This is a genomic window from Plantactinospora sp. CA-294935 (assembly GCF_050936445.1).
In the GTDB taxonomy this organism is placed as follows: Bacteria; Actinomycetota; Actinomycetes; order Mycobacteriales; family Micromonosporaceae; genus Plantactinospora.
The window spans coordinates 9,776,909-9,796,085 of sequence record NZ_JBNJMU010000001.1 but is presented as its reverse complement, the minus strand read 5'-3'; the positions used below and the strand labels follow the sequence as shown (position 1 = coordinate 9,796,085).

17 protein-coding genes are annotated in these 19,177 nt (G+C 68.8%); 6 read left to right on the top strand and 11 right to left on the bottom strand.

Translation table 11 applies throughout. The features are described 5' to 3' along the window. Window positions 1–9: 9 nt before the first annotated feature. The 3 genes from ACQEVC_RS42410 (at window position 10) to ACQEVC_RS42400 (ending at window position 3,070) form a co-directional block, all read left to right on the top strand. Window positions 10–234: a hypothetical protein gene (locus ACQEVC_RS42410; protein ID WP_318399550.1), complete on the top strand. Its 225-nt coding sequence runs from the start codon at window positions 10–12 to the stop codon at window positions 232–234. Window positions 235–452: 218 nt separating this feature from the next. Continuing rightward, window positions 453–656, top strand: coding sequence for a cold-shock protein (locus ACQEVC_RS42405; protein ID WP_432889750.1), 204 nt, complete (start codon window positions 453–455; stop codon window positions 654–656). 1,325 nt (window positions 657–1,981) lie between these two features. Further along, window positions 1,982–3,070 (top strand): FG-GAP repeat domain-containing protein, encoded by a 1,089-nt coding sequence (locus ACQEVC_RS42400; protein ID WP_432889748.1) that lies wholly within the window; start codon window positions 1,982–1,984, stop codon window positions 3,068–3,070. Window positions 3,071–3,839: 769 nt separating this feature from the next. Here the strand turns inward: ACQEVC_RS42400 and ACQEVC_RS42395 are convergent. The 7 genes from ACQEVC_RS42395 to ACQEVC_RS42365 form a co-directional block, all read right to left on the bottom strand. After that, window positions 3,840–5,030 carry a hypothetical protein gene (locus ACQEVC_RS42395; protein ID WP_432889746.1) on the bottom strand — a complete coding sequence of 397 codons (1,191 nt, stop codon included), beginning with the start codon at window positions 5,028–5,030 and terminating at the stop codon, window positions 3,840–3,842. 112 nt (window positions 5,031–5,142) lie between these two features. Continuing rightward, the gene (locus tag ACQEVC_RS42390) at window positions 5,143–6,678 is read right to left on the bottom strand and encodes a glycosyltransferase (protein WP_432889744.1); all 1,536 of its coding nucleotides are present in this window, start codon (window positions 6,676–6,678) and stop codon (window positions 5,143–5,145) included. 32 nt (window positions 6,679–6,710) lie between these two features. Then, window positions 6,711–8,408, bottom strand: coding sequence for a hypothetical protein (locus ACQEVC_RS42385; protein WP_432889742.1), 1,698 nt, complete (start codon window positions 8,406–8,408; stop codon window positions 6,711–6,713). 26 nt (window positions 8,409–8,434) lie between these two features. Then, window positions 8,435–9,811, bottom strand: coding sequence for a hypothetical protein (locus ACQEVC_RS42380; protein WP_432889740.1), 1,377 nt, complete (start codon window positions 9,809–9,811; stop codon window positions 8,435–8,437). Next, window positions 9,801–10,922, bottom strand: a complete 1,122-nt coding sequence (locus ACQEVC_RS42375; protein ID WP_432889738.1) for a hypothetical protein — start codon at window positions 10,920–10,922, stop codon at window positions 9,801–9,803. The genes ACQEVC_RS42380 and ACQEVC_RS42375 overlap by 11 nt, the downstream gene beginning before the upstream one ends. 54 nt (window positions 10,923–10,976) lie before the next feature. Then, the gene (gene wecB, locus ACQEVC_RS42370; RefSeq protein ID WP_432889736.1) at window positions 10,977–12,134 is read right to left on the bottom strand and encodes a non-hydrolyzing UDP-N-acetylglucosamine 2-epimerase; all 1,158 of its coding nucleotides are present in this window, start codon (window positions 12,132–12,134) and stop codon (window positions 10,977–10,979) included. A gap of 48 nt (window positions 12,135–12,182) precedes the next feature. Beyond that, on the bottom strand, window positions 12,183–13,052 hold the full coding sequence (locus ACQEVC_RS42365; RefSeq protein WP_432889734.1) for a hypothetical protein: 870 nt from the start codon (window positions 13,050–13,052) through the stop codon (window positions 12,183–12,185). Between the two features lie 441 nt (window positions 13,053–13,493). Between ACQEVC_RS42365 and ACQEVC_RS42360 the strand changes: the two genes are divergently transcribed. After that, the gene (locus ACQEVC_RS42360; RefSeq protein WP_432889732.1) at window positions 13,494–14,735 is read left to right on the top strand and encodes a sugar efflux transporter; all 1,242 of its coding nucleotides are present in this window, start codon (window positions 13,494–13,496) and stop codon (window positions 14,733–14,735) included. Window positions 14,736–15,354: 619 nt separating this feature from the next. Here the strand turns inward: ACQEVC_RS42360 and ACQEVC_RS42355 are convergent. The 4 genes from ACQEVC_RS42355 to ACQEVC_RS42340 are packed head-to-tail and all read right to left on the bottom strand — an operon-like array spanning window position 15,355 to window position 17,957. Then, window positions 15,355–15,933, bottom strand: coding sequence for a dihydrofolate reductase family protein (locus ACQEVC_RS42355; RefSeq protein WP_432889730.1), 579 nt, complete (start codon window positions 15,931–15,933; stop codon window positions 15,355–15,357). After that, complete coding sequence (locus ACQEVC_RS42350; RefSeq protein WP_432889728.1) at window positions 15,930–17,129, bottom strand: RNA polymerase sigma factor; 1,200 nt, start codon at window positions 17,127–17,129, stop codon at window positions 15,930–15,932. The genes ACQEVC_RS42355 and ACQEVC_RS42350 overlap by 4 nt, the downstream gene beginning before the upstream one ends. 21 nt (window positions 17,130–17,150) lie before the next feature. After that, on the bottom strand, window positions 17,151–17,504 hold the full coding sequence (locus tag ACQEVC_RS42345; protein WP_432889726.1) for a YciI family protein: 354 nt from the start codon (window positions 17,502–17,504) through the stop codon (window positions 17,151–17,153). Window positions 17,505–17,543: 39 nt separating this feature from the next. After that, entirely contained in the window at window positions 17,544–17,957 is a 414-nt protein-coding gene (locus ACQEVC_RS42340) for a DUF6069 family protein (protein WP_432889724.1), read from the bottom strand. A gap of 451 nt (window positions 17,958–18,408) precedes the next feature. Here ACQEVC_RS42340 and ACQEVC_RS42335 point away from each other — a divergent pair, with 451 nt between their 5' ends. Both ACQEVC_RS42335 and ACQEVC_RS42330 read left to right on the top strand, forming a co-directional pair. Continuing rightward, window positions 18,409–18,852 (top strand): YbaB/EbfC family nucleoid-associated protein, encoded by a 444-nt coding sequence (locus tag ACQEVC_RS42335; RefSeq protein WP_432889722.1) that lies wholly within the window; start codon window positions 18,409–18,411, stop codon window positions 18,850–18,852. Between the two features lie 3 nt (window positions 18,853–18,855). Beyond that, the gene (locus ACQEVC_RS42330; protein WP_432889720.1) at window positions 18,856–19,170 is read left to right on the top strand and encodes a type VII secretion target; all 315 of its coding nucleotides are present in this window, start codon (window positions 18,856–18,858) and stop codon (window positions 19,168–19,170) included. Window positions 19,171–19,177: the final 7 nt, after the last annotated feature.

Genomic DNA, 19,177 nt, shown 5'->3' with positions numbered 1-19,177 from the left:
CTCTACGACATGGCAACCACGGTGCTGCGCGTCCGGCTCATCGGCGGCGACCGCATGGACATCACATACGACAAACCGGACGTCTCCGACGAGCATGAGCTTGTGGAACACGTGATCTCGACACTGGCGCAGGATTCGGGGGTGCTGCGCACCAAACATGGTGACCGGCTCGTCGTACTGTACGGCCGAGGCGTCGCAGCGATCGAAGTCGCGCCTCGCGGTGCGGTGCTGTGACGGAGCCGCGCGCATGGAACTGGCGGCGCGCGACGGATCCTGTGCTATGGTTGCCCAGTTGCAGTTTTGATTTCCGTGGACGTTTCGGCGCCTGATGGGTTATCCAAAACCCACCGAGGCGCCTTTTTCGTTTCGTGTCGGTTCCGGCGCGGGTGATCAACGCGGCGGCGTGTGAGTCCGCAGAGTGCGGTCTCCAACACCCTTGCGAAGGAGCAGACATGGCTACAGGCACCGTGAAGTGGTTCAACGGCGACAAGGGCTTCGGCTTCATCAGCCAGGACGACGGCGGCGCCGACGTTTTCGCCCATTTCTCGGCGATCTCGGCGAGCGGCTTCCGCAGTCTCGAGGAGAACCAGCGGGTGGAGTTCGACATCACCCAGGGCCCGAAGGGCCCGCAGGCGGCGAATATCCGCTCGCTCTGATCCACGCTTTGCCGCGGCGGCCTGACTGGTTCAGCGGGCCGCCGTTCGGCGTTTCAGCTACATCGTTTGTTCAGGTTCGTTCTTGTGATGTCCCGTGGCCTGCGGCCCGTGCCTTCCTTGCGACGTGCCGTTCGAGGAAGGCATCCATGACCATGATTACCACGTCACCGCGCACATCCGACACCCACCCGGTGGCGGTCCCTGGCGGGTTCAGCCGCGACCGGCACCCGGTTGCCGGCGCTCCGCGTTTCCGGAGCCTGACCCATGCTGCGGCCTGCGGTTGCATGGCACAGTTCCTTGCTCCGTACACCGCGGAAGAAGAGAAGCCCGCGCCTCGGGTATCCGACTGCGGTGAGGTGGCGATGCGTCGATTGCGCCACCCGTTCACCGTTGCAGCCGACACGACGCCACACCGAACGACAGTGCAGATGGCCGCCCAGATAGCGTGAGTCTATAAAACAACCAGCTGGCTATGCCCGCACTTGGTTGCCTACCTGCCACCACGGGTGGTCCCATCAGGTAGGTGGCTCTGTTGCATTCGGGCGGAGGCGTGGTCGACTGCCGGTCTTCGCCGGTGTGCTCAGCTGAGCCCGTGAGGTCGCCAGCTCCTTCCCGGTCTTGGCCTCCGCCGTCGTCGGCGTTCGCCGGGTTGCGGGTTCCTTCCCGAGGCGATCGTCCTCGCGGTCGGCTGGTACCTGCGTTTCAACCTCTCGTGCCGCGACGTCCAGGAACTGCTGGTCGACCGTGGGATCGAGGTCGATCACGTCACCGGCTACCGGTGGGTGCAGCGGTTCACCCCGCGGCTGGCCGCCCCCACCCGGTTCCACCGGCACTCATCCGGCGACCGGTGGGGATATCGACGAGACGTACGTCAAGGGCAACGGTGTCTGGCGATACATGCACCGCGCGGGGCGACCAGCACGGCCGCGTCATCGACGTACTCGTCTCGGCACGCCGGGATGCCGCCGCGCGCCGGTTCTGCCACCGGGCGACGGCAACGCCGAAGGTCACGCCCAGCGAGGTGGTCGCCGACGCGCTAAGCCTGCTCGACGTGCCCGGACCGGTGGTGACCTGCTGCCTTTGTCATGCCGACTGGCGCGAGTTGGACACCGGTTGGGCGGGGGCGGTGTCGGCCCGGCCTGCGGCGTCCGCCAAGCGGCTGTTGCCGATCGGCCGTTGGCCGACGTTGTCCGACGGTTTGCGAGGACAACCAGCCGATAGCAGAGAGTCACTGTCGTGTTGCGAGCAGTCACATCCGGGTAAGGTTGCGTCGCTCCTAGGCTCCGGTGCGTAACGGTTTGCCAACGCACAGGATTGGGGTTCCGATGTGGAAGAGGCGTCTGGCGGTGCTGGTCGGCGGAGTGTTAATCGGCTCCCTGGGTATGGCCGCATCGCCGGCCCGGGCCGGCATCGAGGGGGATCCGATCTGGGGTGACCTGAACGGAGACCGGCGGCTCGACCGGGTCACCCTGGGCATGTCCAGCAACTTCGACCGGTGCGCGGTCCATGTCCAGTGGAGCGGTACCGGCACAGCCGAGGAACACCTGTACGTTCCACCGGGCGCGACCTTGCCGGTCACCCACTGCCTGGGCATGGGGACCGCCGTCGACCTGGGTGGCGACGGAAGTGTCGAACTGGTTCTCGGATCGTTCTACGGCGAGCCGAACGGCGCCGACGGTTCGATGCTGGTCCTCCGGAACTTCGTCCCCGAGGTGCTGACCACTGCCGACATCCAGCTCAACGAGATCGGCACGGCGGACTTCAACGGCGACGGGCTGACCGACGTCTTCTGGTGGAGCAACCAGGGCGAGGGCTTCGGTACCTTCCTCAACACCGCCGCCGGGCAACTCGTACCCGGGCCGGTCGAACAGGATGAGGGTGAGATCAACGACTATCAGTTGGCGGACTTCGATGGCAACGGGGCGACGGACGCCGTGATCGCCTTCCACACCGCACCGGGTACGCCGGGCAACGGCGTGGTCGTAGCCTTCGACGACGGGACGAAGGTGTGGCTGCGGCAGGGGGAGGACACCGGCTGGGACGTGGAGGTAGTCGACGTCAACGCGGACGGGCGGCCTGACGTGCGGACCGAGGCGCCGGGCGAGGTGATCACTTGGCTCAACCGGGGTGACCGTACCTTCGGTACCGGTCCGATCGCCAACGACGACGTGGCGTACGCGTACCGGGGCGCACAGAAGGTGATCAAGGTCAGAGACAACGACGTGGCGAGTAGCGCCGCCGCGCTGTCCATCGTCGTCCCGCCCAGGTACGGGTTCCTGACCCGCCACGACCCGCGTTACGAGGTGGTCTACCAACGCACTGCGACGCACCAACTGCCGGACACCTTCGTCTACCGGCTCACCCAGGACGGTCTCGGCGACACCGCGACCGTCACCGTCAGGATGAAGGACTGAACGCCGGGCGGGGACGGCGTACGCCACGCCGTCCCCACCCGGCGACCGGATCCTGCTGCGCTCCGGCGACGGCTGGTCCGGTGGCTGTGGCCGAAGGGTGCCGGCACCGACTTCGGCGGCGGGCACGGGAGCGAAGGGCGTGTGACCCGGACGATGTCGCCGTACCCGCCGTCACCCTGGGGCACCGCCGCCCGGGTCACCGTCACCGGGCTCGCCTCCCCCGGGTGGCGGCCCGCCCGCCCCGACGTTTCCCCCGCCGGGGTTACCTCCGCCACCGGGTGGTGTGCCTCCGTCGGGTGGTGTGCCGCCACCCGTGGCGTACCCCCGCCGTTGCCGCCGCCGGAGCCGCCCCGCCGGAGCCGCCACCACCGGTCGTTAGCGGCGGCAGACCGGGCCGGCACGGCGAGGCCATGCCGCCGCTCGGACGGACTCCGGCGGCGATATGGTCCTCCTGGACAACAGGCTTGTCGTGCCCGGTCGGGTCGCCTTCACGCCACGGTACGCCGGGCACGACCGTTGGCTGCATCGGAATTTCGTGCACTTGGACAACCGCCGTACACGGCGCAGCCGGCCAGATCCGCAATCCTCTGCCCCTCACTGAACCTTTTTCAACCTGAACCGCACGGCGCGCACGTACCGCGTCCGACCCTGTGGCCCGCCGGACCGCAAGGAGAGGTCGAAAAGGTTCACCGAAGGTCGGATCCCTGGTCATGGTGTGTCACTTGCCGGCGTACCTCGCCGCTCGGCAGGAAAGCTACGTCGAACGGACTCATTGGGATTCGTCGGCGGCATTGGCCTGCTCGGGACAGTTTGTCGGCGGTCGTTGCACCACGGCCGCGGCCGGCGTCGCCGGGGCGGACACCTGGGGGGAGGTGGGCGTCCCGCCGCTCTTCGCGGCCTGCCGCTCGGACAGCGCCCGGAAGGCCGCCAGCTCCGGGGCGCCCTCGGCCACTCCGGTCTCGGCGTCGACGTCACGGTCCTGGTACCACCAGAATCCGATGCCATTTCCGCCGGAGCGCTCCAGCTCCGCGAACACCTCGGTCCACCAGTGGGCGCGACCGGGCGGATCCACATTGAACTCTGCCAGGTAGAACGGCTTCCCGAGCACGTTGTGGGAGTCGTGGACCATCCCGCGCATCAGGGCTTTCATCTGGGTCAGCGTCATCTTCGTCGCGTCACCCATCGGATAGACGTGCGTCGAGGTGAAGTCGATGTACGGCGACCGGTAGATCTCGATGAAGGGATTGCCGTGCCCACAGCCGAACCCGTATCGCGGGTCGTTGCCCTCCAGCCCGATGGTCACCATGTGATTCTGATCGATGGACTTGACGAAGGCGCCCATCTCGTCGACCCAGGAACGGATCACGGCTCCGGACTCGCCCGGCTTCTCGTCCTCGTAGCGCGGTTCGTTCATCAGGTCCCAGCCGAGGATGACGGGGTCATCGCGGTAGGCAACCCCGGTATAGGTGTTGACCCGGGTGAGCGCGTGCTGCACGTACGCCTTGTACTGCGCGGAGCATCCGGAGCACCGGGCCGCGTCGAAGAATGCGCCGCGGTGCTCGTCACCGTCGGGCAGGCCCTCCCAACGCAGGCGGGCGTCGATGCCGCCGTACGCCGTCCAGTAGTTCTCCAGCACCGGAAGCAGCCGTATCCCGTGCCGTCCGGCGGACGCGATGATGTAGTCGAAAAGGACGAACTGGGACTCGTTGAAGACCCCCTTGGCCGGCTCGAAGCCGTGCCACGCCTCGTGGCTGAACATCCACAGCCGCAGCACCGATACGCCGTCCCGCTGAAGGCGCGCGAAGTGCCCGTCGATCCGCTCCGTGTCGATGGAACGCGCGTCGATGTCATCGGACCAGGTTCCGAACGTGAACATGTCATACGTGTTGGATCCGGCGAAGTAGAACGTCTTACCGTCGACGCAGAACTGGGTGCCGCACCGGCCGACGAAGCCCTTCACCACGGAACCCGGTGCGGATTCCGGTGCGGAGGTGCACGCCGCACCGGCAGTCATGATCGCGACGGATGTGAGCAGGACGGAAAGCCCGTGCCTCATCCGGGACCACACCGCGCTACCCACTGTGCACCAGCCCGGACTCGTCTCTCGGGCGGCTGGTTTCTGCCACCGGCTCAACGGTCGGCGCGGTTGGGCGGATGACGGACTGCTCCTGACTCTGATCATGCCCATGCGGCGTCTTCTCCCAGGTCGATCGTGCGGTCAGCAGCCGCCAGGCCGCCCGGTATGCAGGCAGGCTGGTGAATGCCCACCAGAGGAAGGTCAACGACAGATACTTCGCCAGCCCGGCGTCCCGATCGCTGGTCGCGTAGAGCGTCGTCACGATGGACTGGATACCCAACGCCACGTTTCCGGCGACCATGGCGATCAGCCCCACATAGTGCACCGGCGTGGGAAACATGTCGTCGATGAACGTCGCGACGACCGGCCAGCCACTGATCCGCGCCAGCACGTACGTTGCCGATAGGGCCCAGATGATCGGATTGAGCAGCGCGGATATCGGGGTCCAGAGCATCATCATGATGAAGACGAGGTAGCGCATCGCGCCCATACTTCTGATAGACCGCAGCGGCCGCCGCGACTGCACGAGACCTGTGACGAGGTAGCCCTGCAACCACCGGGTGCGCTGGCGCAGCGCGACCGACAGCCGGTGCGGCGCCTCCTCATAGGTCCTTGCCGGGCACATCGCCACCCGGTAGTCCAGGCGCGCCAGCCGGGCGGCCAGGTCGGCGTCCTCGGTGACGTTGTAGGAGTCCCAGACGCTCGGCACGGTGACGGCCCGGTCTCCGCTGCCGAACGTCAGTGTGCCGTACTCCTCGGCCACGTGGCGAAGGGCTTCGGTGCGGAAGTGGTTGCTGCTGCCGCACAGCGGCGGGATCAGGCCGAGGCGGCACAGCCCCACGAGCATCCAGTGGAAGTGCGCCACATACTCCGCCCAGTAGAAGACGCTGGGTATGCCACTGCGCGGGTTCCAGAAGCTGAGGATCCCCTGCACGCAGATCACCCGGGGATCGGATCGGCGCTCCGCCCACATCGCGGCGACGGCCTTGAGCAGGTGGTCGGGCTCCGGCCGGTCCTCGGCGTCGAAGATGACGGTGAACTCACCCGTCGCCACCGTCATCGCGTAGTTGCAGGCCTTCGGCTTCGTGCGAGGACCCGCGTCGGGGACGATGACGGCGGTGACGTAGGAGGGGAGCGCGGTGCGGCGCACGGTCTCGATCGTCTCGTCATCGCCGGTCTCCAGGAGCAGCAGGACCTGCATCCGTTCGGTCGGATAGCGGATCCGGGTGATCGCGGTGATGAGCCCGGGCAGGACCGCCGCCTCCTGGTAGAGCGGCACCAGGACGGTGTAGGTGGGCAGCGCGGGATCGTCGAGTGACGGCAGCGGCCGGTCGGGTATCGCCCGCCGGGCCCCGGCGAACCAGACGATCAGCTTGAACACCGTGAAGGAGACGTAGGCGGCGATCATCAGTGTCATCAGCGTCCGCAGCAAGCCGTAGACGCCGGCTACGGTGAGCACGACCGCGGCGAGGACCCCGGTCGCGGCCAGCACCGCAAGCTGACCGCGAGAGAGCAGCACGGCGGCGCTCATCCGCCGTTGCTTCGCATTGCCGGACATATCGCTCAACTCCGAATCCGGTAGATCTGGTAGCTCGATTCGTCGTCCATCCGGTACACCAACCGGTAGCCGTCCAGCGCCTGAGGCCGCTCGGCGAAGGCGGTGCACACGTTGTCCGATCGACGGGGGCCCTCCGCATAATCCGGTCCGTCGCCGCACCGCATCACGATCCATCGCACCCGGGCTGCGGCCGGGTCGGACAGCGCCCGCAGCCACCGGGTGTTGTCGGCGAGGTTCTCGTCGATCAGTGACCGTCGCGGCACGGCCAACAGGGCGAGGCGCTCGTTGCCGGAGGTCGCCATCAGAACATCGCCGTCGTCGTAGAGCGAGACGAAGATTTTCGACAGCCGTTGCTGATCGGCCGCGGAGTCCGACGTCTCCCGGCGTACGGCAGCCGGATCCGGAGCCCAGGTCACGGCACCGGCAACCGCAGCCACCAGCAGGACGGTTCCCGCGCCGGTCCGGAGCCGCGGTACGAATGCGGCCAGCCGCGCCGCAAGGTAAGCGACCAGGATCGCGACGAGCGGCACCGCCATCACCGCGGCTCGCGCGCTGTGCACGGACGCCGGTACCGGCCCGGTGTGGACCAGTCGAGGTTCGTCGTCTATGGCATAGACGCACAACGCTCCGGCGGCGATGATGGCGAACACCACCGTCACCTCCAGTAGCCGGCGGGTGCGCCGGACGGACGCCGCGAGCGCCACCGCGCCGGGCACCGCCGCCACGGCCAGGGCGATCGGCACCGACGCCATGACCGCGAGGCCGAGGGACACCGGCCCGCCCTCGGCGTTCCAGGTCACCGGCTCGACCGCGGGCAACAGCCGGTCGGGTTCGCCGTTCGCGCCGGACCAGAAGGTCAGCGGGCCGCCGGACAGGAGCCAGTTCCAGCTCAGCCAGGCCACGACGCCCATGACGGCGACGAGCCCGAACACCAGAATGTTGTCCTCGATACGACGCCGACGCACCGAGAGCGGCTTCCTCCTCTCCCGGTGCGCAACCCTCAGGACGACGAGAAGGGCAGCGATGGGCAGCAGCACCCAGAACGCGTATCCGGTCAGCGTGCCCAGCGCCAGGCATAGGCCGGCCCGGACCAGGTGGCCGTAACGGTGCGGTGCCTGTGCCCACAGCTGAAGACTGTGCGCCGCGCCCAGCAGCACGGCGCAGACCGCCATATCGGCCATCGGCGTGCTCTGCAGGTAGAGGATGTTCGGGTTGAGGGCGAACACCGCCGTACCGGACACCGCGCCGATGGTGGACACCGCCGCGGTCTCCGCCCGCAGCAGTCCGCGGACGATGCGGTACACCAGCACGTTGCAGATCACGTAACAGGCCATCGACACCACGGCCCCGGCGATGCCGCTGTCGGCCAGTGGATCGAAGGTGGCCAGCGGCATCATGACCAGCAGGGGGAACGGCATGAGGACGGCGCCCAGGTGCGAGAGTCCGTCGGCGAGTCGCTCCGCGACCAGCATGGTGACGACGGCATCGTCGTATGACAACACCTCACCCGCTCGGAACACCTGGACGACCGACGCCACCGAGAGCACCGCGGTGGTCAGTACGACGCCGATGGCGAACCTGTCGCGGTGTTCTCGGCCCTCGTCCGGGACTGGCGAGGACAAGGTCTCGGTCGCGGGGTCGCCGGTCCGGTCGGGTGCCGGATGACGCCGTACCGCTGTCGTTGCGGTCTTGTCGGGTGGCAACAGGTGATCCCTTCCGTCCGCCGTTGTCAGGCGGGCAGTTCGCAGACGGCGCGTCGGCCGCCGGTGGACAGCAGGTCGCGGGTCAGGACCGAGCCGAAGTGGTTCTGGTAGAGCCACACGCCTGTTGCTCTCCGGTGGAAGCTCGGCTCGCCACCGATCGCCGCGCTGGGCCGCAGGCCGGCGCCGAGCCCGTACAAGGTGAACTGCGGATATGTCGTACCGTCGATGGCGACCAGATGTCCCAGGTCGTTGACGACGGTTCCTCCGTTCGCGTGCAGCGGCACGATGTCCTGAGCGTGCGGGTTGCGGAGCCTCGGAAGCCGGGCACGGTGACCGGTGGCCAGCACCACAGCGCCGGCCCGATGGAACTCCTCCCGGAGGGTGTCCGCCGGGGTGTGCCGCAGCGGCACGATCCGCACCGGCGACGGTTCCTCGGTGAGGCCGAGGGTGGCGCGGGCGAGGTCGCGGGCCGGCCCGCGCAGTCCTCCGTACCGGTTGACCCGACCGCTGAGCGGGCAGATGTCCGAGTCCGAGAAGGGGTATGCCTCGCTTCGCGCCTCGCTGGCCGAACCGTAGAGGAGGCGGATGTCGCTTCGGGCGAGCATGCAGATGTCGGTGCCCCGGGTGTCGCCGCCGAGTTCGTTCCGGTGCAGCATGTGTGCCACCGACCATGCGCTGTGCGACGAACCGACGATCACCAGACGGCCGGTCTGCTCGATGCGCCGGAGCAGCCACGTGAGCGGCCTCCGTGTGCGATCGATGAGGTGGTCGGCGTGCACCGTCCGATCGCGGATCGGGCCGAGCAGGGTGTCGAGGGGCTGGTCCAGGTGCCTGAGCTCGTCGTCCGGGTCGGCGCCCATCGCGATCAGCGCCCGCGCCGCGGTCACGGTCTGCACCGGTCCGGAGGCTTCGGGGACCGCCCGAATCGCGACGCCGCCTCCGGGCAGGCAGTCGATCTCCTCGACGGCCGTTCCGGTGAGGACCGTGCACCGGGGATGCGCGCGGAGTACGCCGGCTACGGCCTCGCCGACGCGATCCAGGAACGGTCCGACCAGCGACAGGGGTGGATGCCGGTGCGCATAGGCGCGAAGCTGTCGTGCCTCGGGGCACTCCGCCAGCCAGCCCAGTGGGCCGCCGGCAATGCCGTCGACCCCCTCGAGGAATGCGTTGCCGAGCGAGTTCGCGTGGATTCGGTAGCGACCGATTCCGCCCGAGCCGGGCGTACGGCGCTCGATCATGACGACGCCGAGATCGAGCAACTCGTCGAGCCGGCCGTCGCGCGCCGCCGCGACGAAGGGCCCGGTGCCCGCCGGGCCCGCGCCGCAGACGGCCAACCCGTAGCCGACCGAGTCGGGCCCCGCGGTACGGTCGGCCCGGCGGCCACCAGGATTCTCATCCGACACCGATGGTCTCCCGTCCCTGCCAGGCGAGTGCGAGTGCCGCGGCACCGGCCGGCTGTGTCTTCGATTCGCCGGCCCGCCGGCCGACCTCGGTCGCGTTCAGCGGGAACCACACGCCCGAGCCGTGTCTCGCCAGGGTTCCCTCGCCGTTGGTCTCGGTGAGGCCGCCGAAGAGCTCGTCGAACGTCCGGCTCTCGAACACGACGACGGCCAGCAGGTCGGTCGCGAGCATGAGCGGGTCCACTCCCAATCCGAGGCAGTAGGCCCGGGCCCGGCCGCCGTCCCGCGCGGCATCCATGGCGTCCCGGAAGGCCGCCGTACGGTTGTCGGGAGCTGTCTGCTCCGGGTGTCCCAGCAGCTCCTCGGCGTACTCCCGGGTGATCAGTTGCCACAGATCGAAGTCGTGATCGGCCACGGCGGGGCGTCCGGCCGGTGGCTGGAAGAGGCCGACCGGGATGACGTGGTGCTGTCCGCCTCCGGTGGTGACGTGTTCGGCGTCGCGCAGGTGCAGCAGGAAGGTCGCCTCTCCGGTCACCGTGTCCAGGCGAATGGTCAGAACGCTGACGCCGAGCAGCGCCGGGCGCTGTGCCACCAGCGTCGGGTCACCGACGTGCGTCCGCAGCGACAGCGAATCGCCGCCGTGGAGGTTCGCGTCGGCCAGCTCGTGCGCGCATGCCTCGCCGATGTCGACCGCCGCGAAGTAGCTGCCGGCCGTGAACTCAAGGGTCATCGCGCCATCCGCCGGCAGCACGGCGAGCAGTCGATAGCTCGGGCGGTCGTCGAACAACCGGGGCGGATCCAGTGCCTGCATCGTCATCGTGTACGACCCGAACCGCTCCTGCGCGGTCTGAAGCGCACGAACTCCGCGGGACGCCTCCTCCAGGGCGCCGGCACGGGTACCGGGCGCCGGCGCGTCGCGCCAGCGCAGCGCGACGCGGTCGAGCGGGATCGGCGCCTCGGGCACCCACCCAGGCCGGGTCAGCAGACCGGAGGTGCCGACGGTCGGCAGGCCGGGGTACAGCGTCGCCGCCAGGCGGGTCAAGTCGCCCCGGTGGCCGTTGAGGTGGCGGCGTACCTGCCGCCACCTGCGGTGGCTCTGCTCCGCAGGATTCACCGTGTCGTCCCGTGCAGGGGATAGTCGCTGATGCATGCCGTCTCGCCCGCGGCCTCAGGCGGCGTTCGTGAAGTCGGCGATCCGGGCGCCGCTGCGCCAGCGTGCCAGGATCGCGGACAGGCAACGGTTCGCGGCCTTGCCGTCGCCGTAGACCAGCGACGTCCGGTCGTGCTTCGAGGCCGCCACGGCCGCGCCGAAGGCTTCGTGCAGCGCCTGTGCGAGTCGCTGAGGATCCCGTCCCACCACGTGCAGGAAGCCCTCGTCCGCGCCCTCGGGACGCTCGGTGTTGTCGCGGAGCACGAGCACCGTCTTGCCCAGCGTGGTGGCCTCCTCCTGGATGCCGCCGCTGTCGGTCACCACGAGGGCCGCTTGCTTCAACACGTGGACGAACTCGGTGTACGGGAGCGGCTCGCAGACGATGGCGGTCGGCAGGTCCCGCAGCCCGGCGTCCATCGCCGACCGTACGGCCGGGCTCGGGTGCACGGGGACCACGAGCGTGGCGTCCGGCCGGCTCAGGCAGAATTCTCGGACCGAGGCCGCGAGCTGCGCCATCCGATCGCCCCAGGACTCCCGCCGGTGCATCGTGAAGAGGACGATCGGCGTCGAACTCTCGAACGCGTGTGCGATGCGTGGATCGGTGAAGTGAGGTTCCCGGCCGAGTACCTCGAAGAGCGCATCGACGACCAGATTGCCGGTGACGGCGATGTCGCCCGGCGGAATGCCTTCGGCCAGAAGGTTGGCCATGGCGCTCGCGGTCGGCGCCAGGTGGAGTTCGGCGATCCGCGAGATCAGTCGTCGGTTCATCTCCTCGGGGAACGGCGAGTACCGGTCCGCGGTGCGAAGGCCCGCCTCGACGTGCACGACCGGCCGCTGCTGGAAGTAGGCGGCGAGCGCCCCGGCCATGGCCGTTGTCGTGTCGCCGTGCACGGCGACGACATCCGGCCTGATCAGCTCGACGGCTTCGGCCGCCACCCGTAGGGCGGTCTGGGTGAGGCTCGTGACCGACTGGACCGGCCGGCAGATCGAGAACTCGACCGACGGGGGCGGTGTCATCGAGACGTTGGTCGACCGCAACAGTGACTGGTGCTGGCCGGTGGAGACGATGACGGGCTCGCACCCGGGATCGTCCTGCAGCGCGCGGGTGAGGGGCGCGAGCTTGATGGCCTCGGGGCGAGTGCCGTAGAGCACCATGACCTTCAACGGTGGCGGCACGATCTACTCCTGTTCTCTGTCCCTGGCGGCTGGACGATGCGGGTCGGATTAGACGAAATCGGGCCAGTCGATCCGGTGACCGGCAATTTCGTGGAGGTCGAGCGCCTGCGCGGCGAACATGCTGGCCCAGGTGTTGAGATGCCGCGCCGCCGAGCCGGGCGAGTAGACGATGGCGATGCCCTCGCCATCCACGGCGGCGGCGCTTGCAGTCAGTGCGTCGACCGCTCTGTCGAGGCCATCGACCTGTGCCTGGGTGAGGTGCGCGAGCCGGATGGCCTGGGCGAGCACGTCGGACTGCGGACCGCCTGCCGGGCGCCCATCACGGCTGACGAAGCCGGGGAAGCCGCCGCCGGCAAGCTGATGACCCCAGACCCATCGAGTTATCCGACGGGCGAGTACGGCGCTCTCGGTGTCCTCCGCCCCGGCGCCGAATGCCCACAGACCCTCGGCCGCGTAGCAGGCGGCGTGCAGGCTCACGACGTCGGCGCCGGGACACGTGATCACCTCGGGGGTCCGATCCGGCGCGAAGGGCGTCCCCGCGGCGGTGATGAGCCGGTGAGCCGCCGGCAGCGACGCCTCGTCGCCGAGCCGCGCCGCCGTCAGCAGAGGCAGCAGCAGCTTCAACAGGTGCGCGGTGCCGGCCGTGGACCAGGTGGGAGGCAGCCGGTGCGCGCCGATGATGGGGGCGAGCGGCTCTCCGCCGTGCGGGAGTGCCTGCCGGATCGTCCGCACCAGCTTGAGGCCACTCTCGATGAGCTCCGCGTCCTCGCGGTACGTGCCGTACCGTAGCAGGCCCTGAGCGATCATCCCGAGGTCGAACAGGTACACGGTGGAAGTGGGTTTGTCCGGCCGGCAGTCGATCCGGCCGTCGGCGAGTATCGATGTCAGCCACCTGGACGCGCGTTCGGGCTCGCTCACCTCCGTCGGCGGCCACCGGCAATAGCTCGCAAAAGTGAGCATGTACCCGGTGATTTCCGGGTAGGGAAATGAATGAGCCCCTGTCGCGGCGTCCCGCCAGCCGCAATATGCTCCCGCCGCCGCGCGGGGAGCCGACCGTGCGAGCCACGCCCGCAGCAATAGCCCGTAACGTGCGCTGTCCATCGTCCGGCTTGCTGCGGTCGCAGAATTCATATCAGCCATTTCGTCACCTTTCCTGGACGATGTGCCACGTGGCACACGGACGGTTTGTGATGAGAAATGGAATCGACTGGGACGGCGCCTATTTGTCAAAGAGCGCGTGGGTACCCCGGGGACGACGGCAAACTAGCGTGGGCTTCGTCTGACTGTCAATCGAGTCGATGTGCCGCTCCGGAGGCCGCCGCTATGCGGGGCCGTGAGGTGGGCCGATAGCATCGGCAAATGTCAATGAGCGCTGTGGTGCGGCGGCGGGGATTCACTCGCACGCTGTTGCCGCTGGGAGTGGCGGCCCTCGCCGTCGGTGTGTCGTCGGCCGTCACCGTGCCGTTCCTCGCTCTGTTCCTGGGCACCGAGGTCCAAGCCGACCCAGCCAGGGTCTCCCTGTTCCTGATCGTCTCGCCGCTGGCCGGTGTGCTGGTGTCGACACTGGTCGGATGGCTCTCCGATCGACGGCCGATGCGCAAGGCGCTGGTGATCGTCACGGCGGCCGCCGGCGGGGCCAGCATGTGCCTGACCGCGTTCGTGCGGGACTACTGGATCCTGCTCGCGCTGGCGGCAACCCTGTCGGCGCTGGCCGGAGCGTTGTTTCCCCAGTTGTTCGCCTACGCCCGCGAGGCGCTGACCCGCGACGATCCCGGCCGGGCCGCCATGGGCACCAGCACGCTGCGGACGATCTTTGCGCTGGCCTGGGTCGCTGGACCGCCGTTCGGGGCGCTCCTGCTGGACGCGGGCGGTTTTCCGTACGTCTACGGTGCCGCGGCGGTGCTGTTCGGGCTGGCGGCGGTGGTGGTGGCGAGCGCCGGTCTGGCGGACGTTCGCGCGCCCGCGGTGCCGACGTCCGCCGACTCGGTCGGTTCTGTCGTCTCCGGGCGGGTAGCTGCGCGGTGGACGCTGGTGCTGACCACGGCAGCGTTCACGATGCTGCAGTGCCCGCTCACGCTGGGTCTACAGGCCTTGTCGTTGTTCATCGACGCTGAGCTTGACGGCGACGCCAGCGACGCCGGGTTCATCCTCGGGCTCTGCGCCGCACTGGAGATACCGCTGATGCTCGGTCTGGGATTCCTGACGACGCGAGTGCCCGTACGCGCCCTGGTGCTGGTCGGTGCGGCGTGCGGCGTCGGGTACTACGCGGTGGTCACCGTGGCGTCGACCGTCTGGGTGCTGGCCCTCGCGCAGTGCCTCAACGCGGCCTTCATCGCAGCGGTGGCGAGTGTGGGCATCTCCTACATGCAGGAGATGCTGCCCCGGCATCCTGGACAGGCCACCACGCTGTTCGCCAACTCGTACACGGTCGGTGCCGTTCTCTCCGGGCCGCTGCTCGGGGTCTCCCAACAGTTCGGCTACCGGTTCGCATACGCCTCCGGGACGGTCCTCTGCCTGCTTGGCCTGCTCTTCCTGCTCTGGGCGAGGCCGTCGGGAGAGCCGCCGGCCGGGGAGGCGCAACCGCCCAGATTGAGCGGTTGAACACCGCTGTCGCGTGGCTGCTGCCGCATGACCAGGGCGGGAATCGTGTGGGGCGGCAACACTCTGTTCACCTGGTCAACATGCGCATCCCGCTCTGCTATAGTTGTCGATGACTCTCGAATGATCCTGCAATGGCCGGAGGGATCCTGGGAAACCCAGGCTGTGACCGAGAGTCCATGGCCGGAAATGTTTACGGGGTGCATTTACGGGGTGCAAGGTGATGCAATTCTACCTGCTCGGGCCGTCGCGTTTGCGTGACGGTCAGTAGCCGTTCATGGTCGGCGGATCCACGTAGAGGGCGGTGCTGTCACTACTGACCGTCCGCGTCAACGCGACGGTTTCCGTCGATGAATTCGTCGGCGAATTGCGGGGGCCGCAGGCTCCAGATTCTCCTTCCCTCCGCGAGCGGCCAACGTTCATGCAGATAATGGAGTCGAACTACTGACGACACTCATGTTGGTTTGTGTCGGAGTATCGGACAGCGCAGGCGTCGGTTGCGGCACTGGCGGCGGCGACAGCGTGTCTCCGACGAATCCCGCTCCCCTGCCGCCGGGGTGGCGATGGTGGAAACTGCGGGTCAGGTTCCACCGCGTGGCGGGGTAGGGGGAGACGGGCGATCTCAGGCATGCAGGGTGGGCCGGTAGATGAGTTCCTGGGCGCGGCCGTCGAGCGTCCGGCTCTCGATCAGCTCAAGGTCGAAGTCGGCTGCCTGCTGGAAGATCGGCTCCGTCCCGGTCTGACCGGTGATCACAGGGAAGATCGTCACCTGGACGCGGTCGACCAGACCGGCGGCCATCAGCGCCCGGTTCAACGACAGGCTGCCGTGCGAGCGCAACGGCACCTCGGACTCCTCCTTGAGCCGGGCGACGACGTCGACGGCGTTGCCGCGCACGACGGTCGCGTCCGGCCAGTCGAGGGATCCTTCCAGGGTGCTCGACACCACCGTTGCCGGCAGATCCCTCATCCGGGTGACCCATGGGTCACGCACTTCGGACTCCTCGGTGCTCGCGGCCAGCATCCGGGCGAACACCCGGTACGTGTTGGCGCCGAAGACCATCCGCTGCGCCTCGCTGTACACGGCGAGGCGGTGGTCGAGCAGCTCGGGGCCCTGCTTGCCCCAGTAGCCGCCCCAGTTGCCGCTGTTGGTGCCGTAGCCGTCGAGGCTGGAGAAGACGTCGAAGGTGTAGGTAACGGTCATGATGCTCTCCTTGTGCGGGTGAGTTCGGTACGGCGGGTCTGCAGGAAGGCACGCTCGGTCTCGTTGGTGGCCAGTGCGATGGCCTGGTCGTAGGCGGCTCGGGCCTCGGCGTCGCGCCCGAGCCGGGCCAGCAGTTCGGCCCGGGTGGCCGGCAGCCGGTGGTAGCCCGGGAGATCGACGTCCTCCAACGCGGCGAGGGCCACCGCCGGTCCGTGCACCTCGGCGACGGCGACCGCACGGTTGAGCGTGACGATCGGGGTCGGCGCGAGTGCGAGAAGTTGGTCGTAGAGTGCCAGGACCTGCGGCCAGTCGGTGGCGGCGCCGTCGGTGTGCACCGCGCTGATCGCGGCCTGGATCTGGTACGGGCCGGGCCGGTTGCGCCGCAGGCAACGGCGGACCAGGTCGTGGCCCTCGGCGATCAGTGTCCGGTTCCACAACGACCGGTCCTGGTCGGCGAGCAGTACCAGTTTGCCGGTCGGGTCGAGCCGGGCCGGGCGGCGCGCCTCGGTCAGCAGCAGCAGGGCGAGCAGGCCGAGCACCTCGGGCTCGTCGGGCATCAACGCGGCGAGTTCACGGCCGAGCCGGATCGCCTCGGTGGACAGGTCCGTTCTGATCAACGGTCCGGCGGTGGACGTGTAGCCCTCGTTGAACATCAGGTAGAGCACGGTGAGCACCGGCGGTAGCCGGTCCGGCAGCTCATGTTCGGCGGGTACCCGGTAAGGGATGCCGGCGTCGCGGATCTTCTTCTTGGCGCGCACGATTCGTTGCGCGACGGTCGCCTCCTGGACCAGGTAGGCGCGGGCGATCTCCGGTACTTCGAGGCCGCCGAGCAGGCGGAGCGTGAGGGCGGTCCGCGCGTCGGGAGCGAGCGCCGGGTGGCAGCAGGTGAAGATGAGTCGTAGCTGGTCGTCTTTCACCGGTCCCACCTCCTGGGGCTGGTCCTGTTGGTGCAGCAGTAGGGCCTGGGCGTGCCGGGCCTCGCGGGTCGAGTCCCGGCGGAGCCGGTCGACGGCCCGGTTGCGTGCGGTGGTCACGATCCAGGCGCCCGGGTTCGGCGGCGGGGTCTGCCACTTCTGCAACGCTGTGGTGAAGGCGTCTTGGACCGCCTCCTCGGCGAGGTTGATGTCACCGAGGAGGCGGGCCAGGGTGGCGACGCAGCGGCCGTACTCCGCGCGGTAGATGCTCGCCAGGTCCATGTCGGGTGACCGGCTCGGAGTTCAGGCCTGGGACAGGTCGTCGAAGGGGCGCACCTCGACCGGGCCGCAGGCCGCCGCGCACTTCTCGGCCCAGGCCAGCGCCTGGTCCAGGTCCGCGCACTTGATGACCCAGAATCCGGCGATGTGCTCCTTCGTCTCGGCGAACGGCCCGTCGCTCATGGTGGTGCTGCCGTTCTCGTTCCGGACGACGGTGGCGCTGTCCGGCGACAGGAGTCCGCCGCCGAAGACCCAGGCACCCGCGGCCTGCATCTCGTCGTTTATCCGATCGGTCTCCCTGAACATGGTCTGCATCTCCTCGTCAGACGGCGCCGGCGCGCCCTCGACGAAGTGCACGGAAAGCAGGTACTGCCTCATGACGGTCCTCCGGTAGTTCGACGTTGGGATGGCGACAGGTCAGGCGGCCAGGCGGCGCGCGACAGCGGGGATCACGATCGCGGCCGCGACCAGGTGGGTGAGCATCAGGAGCGCCTTGGTGGCCGTCCCGGCGTCGGCGATCACGTCCGGCACCAGCGACAGGACGGTCAGCGCCACCGTCGTGCGGACGAACGTGCGCCGCGGACGCCGGGCGAAGCGGGACAGCAGCGCGGCGATGACCACGCCGATCAGCGAGAAGACAGCGGTCAGCATGCCGAAGCCCGCGACCGGGATCGGGGCGCCGGCCACATCGAGGCTGATCCCTGCCGCGCGGCCGGCGGCGGCGACAGCCATGGTGGCGGCGCTCGCGGCAACCGCGGCGATCACACCGGTCCGGATCAGCGCACCGATGGTCGAAGTGGTGGCGCGGGCCGTGTTCACGGTGGTGGTCATCGTGCCCTCCAGCGGGGGGTATGGACCGGCTCGGTGCCGGGCTCTCACCAGGGCTACGAAAACGATCAGCCCCAATCGACAAGCACGCCCAGATTTTTTCGAAGACGTTCGACTCCGGTGTACCTCAATGCAGTTCCCGGGCATAGCGGACGAAGCCGACGGTACGCCCACCCGGGCCGGCTTACCGAGCCGGCCGGTGTTGGCCGGCACGGTGGCTGGAGGCGTTCGTTGGGGTCCTGGCCGCCGGCCGGCAGTCGGTCGGCTCCAGCGGCGCCCCGGTGACCAGGCCCCGGCCGTAGCTCTCGCCTTCCCGCTCGGGGTCGGCCTTCAATCTGCTCCCACCCACCTCGTCGCCTGACGGCCTGAGGCGGGCGGCAGAGCCATCTGATCAACTGGGCGTGTCGTTGTTAGACTTCGGCAGGTCGTCGAGTGGTGAGCGGGGGTGGCGGCCATGGCGGGGATCCCGGACGGTGAGGCGTTTCTGGATCCGGACAGCGCGCGTGACTACTTGCGGTCGTGGAAGCAGCGCGTCGAGGCGATGGCGGCGAAGACGCAGGCCATGAGTGACCAGATCGGACAGTTGCGGGCCAGCGCGAAGGACGGTAACGGGCTGGCTGAGGTGACGGTCGACTCCACGGGCGTGTTGGTCGACTTGAAGCTGACGGAGCGGATCCACCGGTTCGATCCGGAGGTGGTCGCGCGGGCGGTGATGTCGGCACTGCGTCAGGCACGGGTGACGGCGGCTGACCGGTCGCGGGAGATCGCGATCGAGACGATGGGGCCTGACTCGGTGTCAGCGCGCACGATCGGTGATCGGATGCAGCAGTTGCTTGAGCGGCCGGACTCCACCGACGGCGTGCCTGGGCCTCCTGCTCCGGGTCCGGGGAGGGGGTAGGCGATGGCTGACGCGTTCAATGTCGACCCCGCGCAGTTGCACCGGCATGCGGCGAGGGTGCTGGCGGTGCGGGACCAGATGGCGGCGATCAAGGGCGCCAGCCGTGCGATCAGCCAGAACGACGCGGCCTACGGGTTGTTGTGCGGGTGGATTGCCGGGATTCTCGAGGCCCGGCACCAGCGGCAGGACGCGCTGTACGCGTACGTGGAGGAGAACCTGTCGCTGGCGTCGGAGGCGCTGACCACCGCTGCCCGGGCGTACGAATCCGCTGACAGTTCGTCCTCGGATCGAGTCCGCCGGTCTGGCGGGGTGGGGTGAGGTCGCC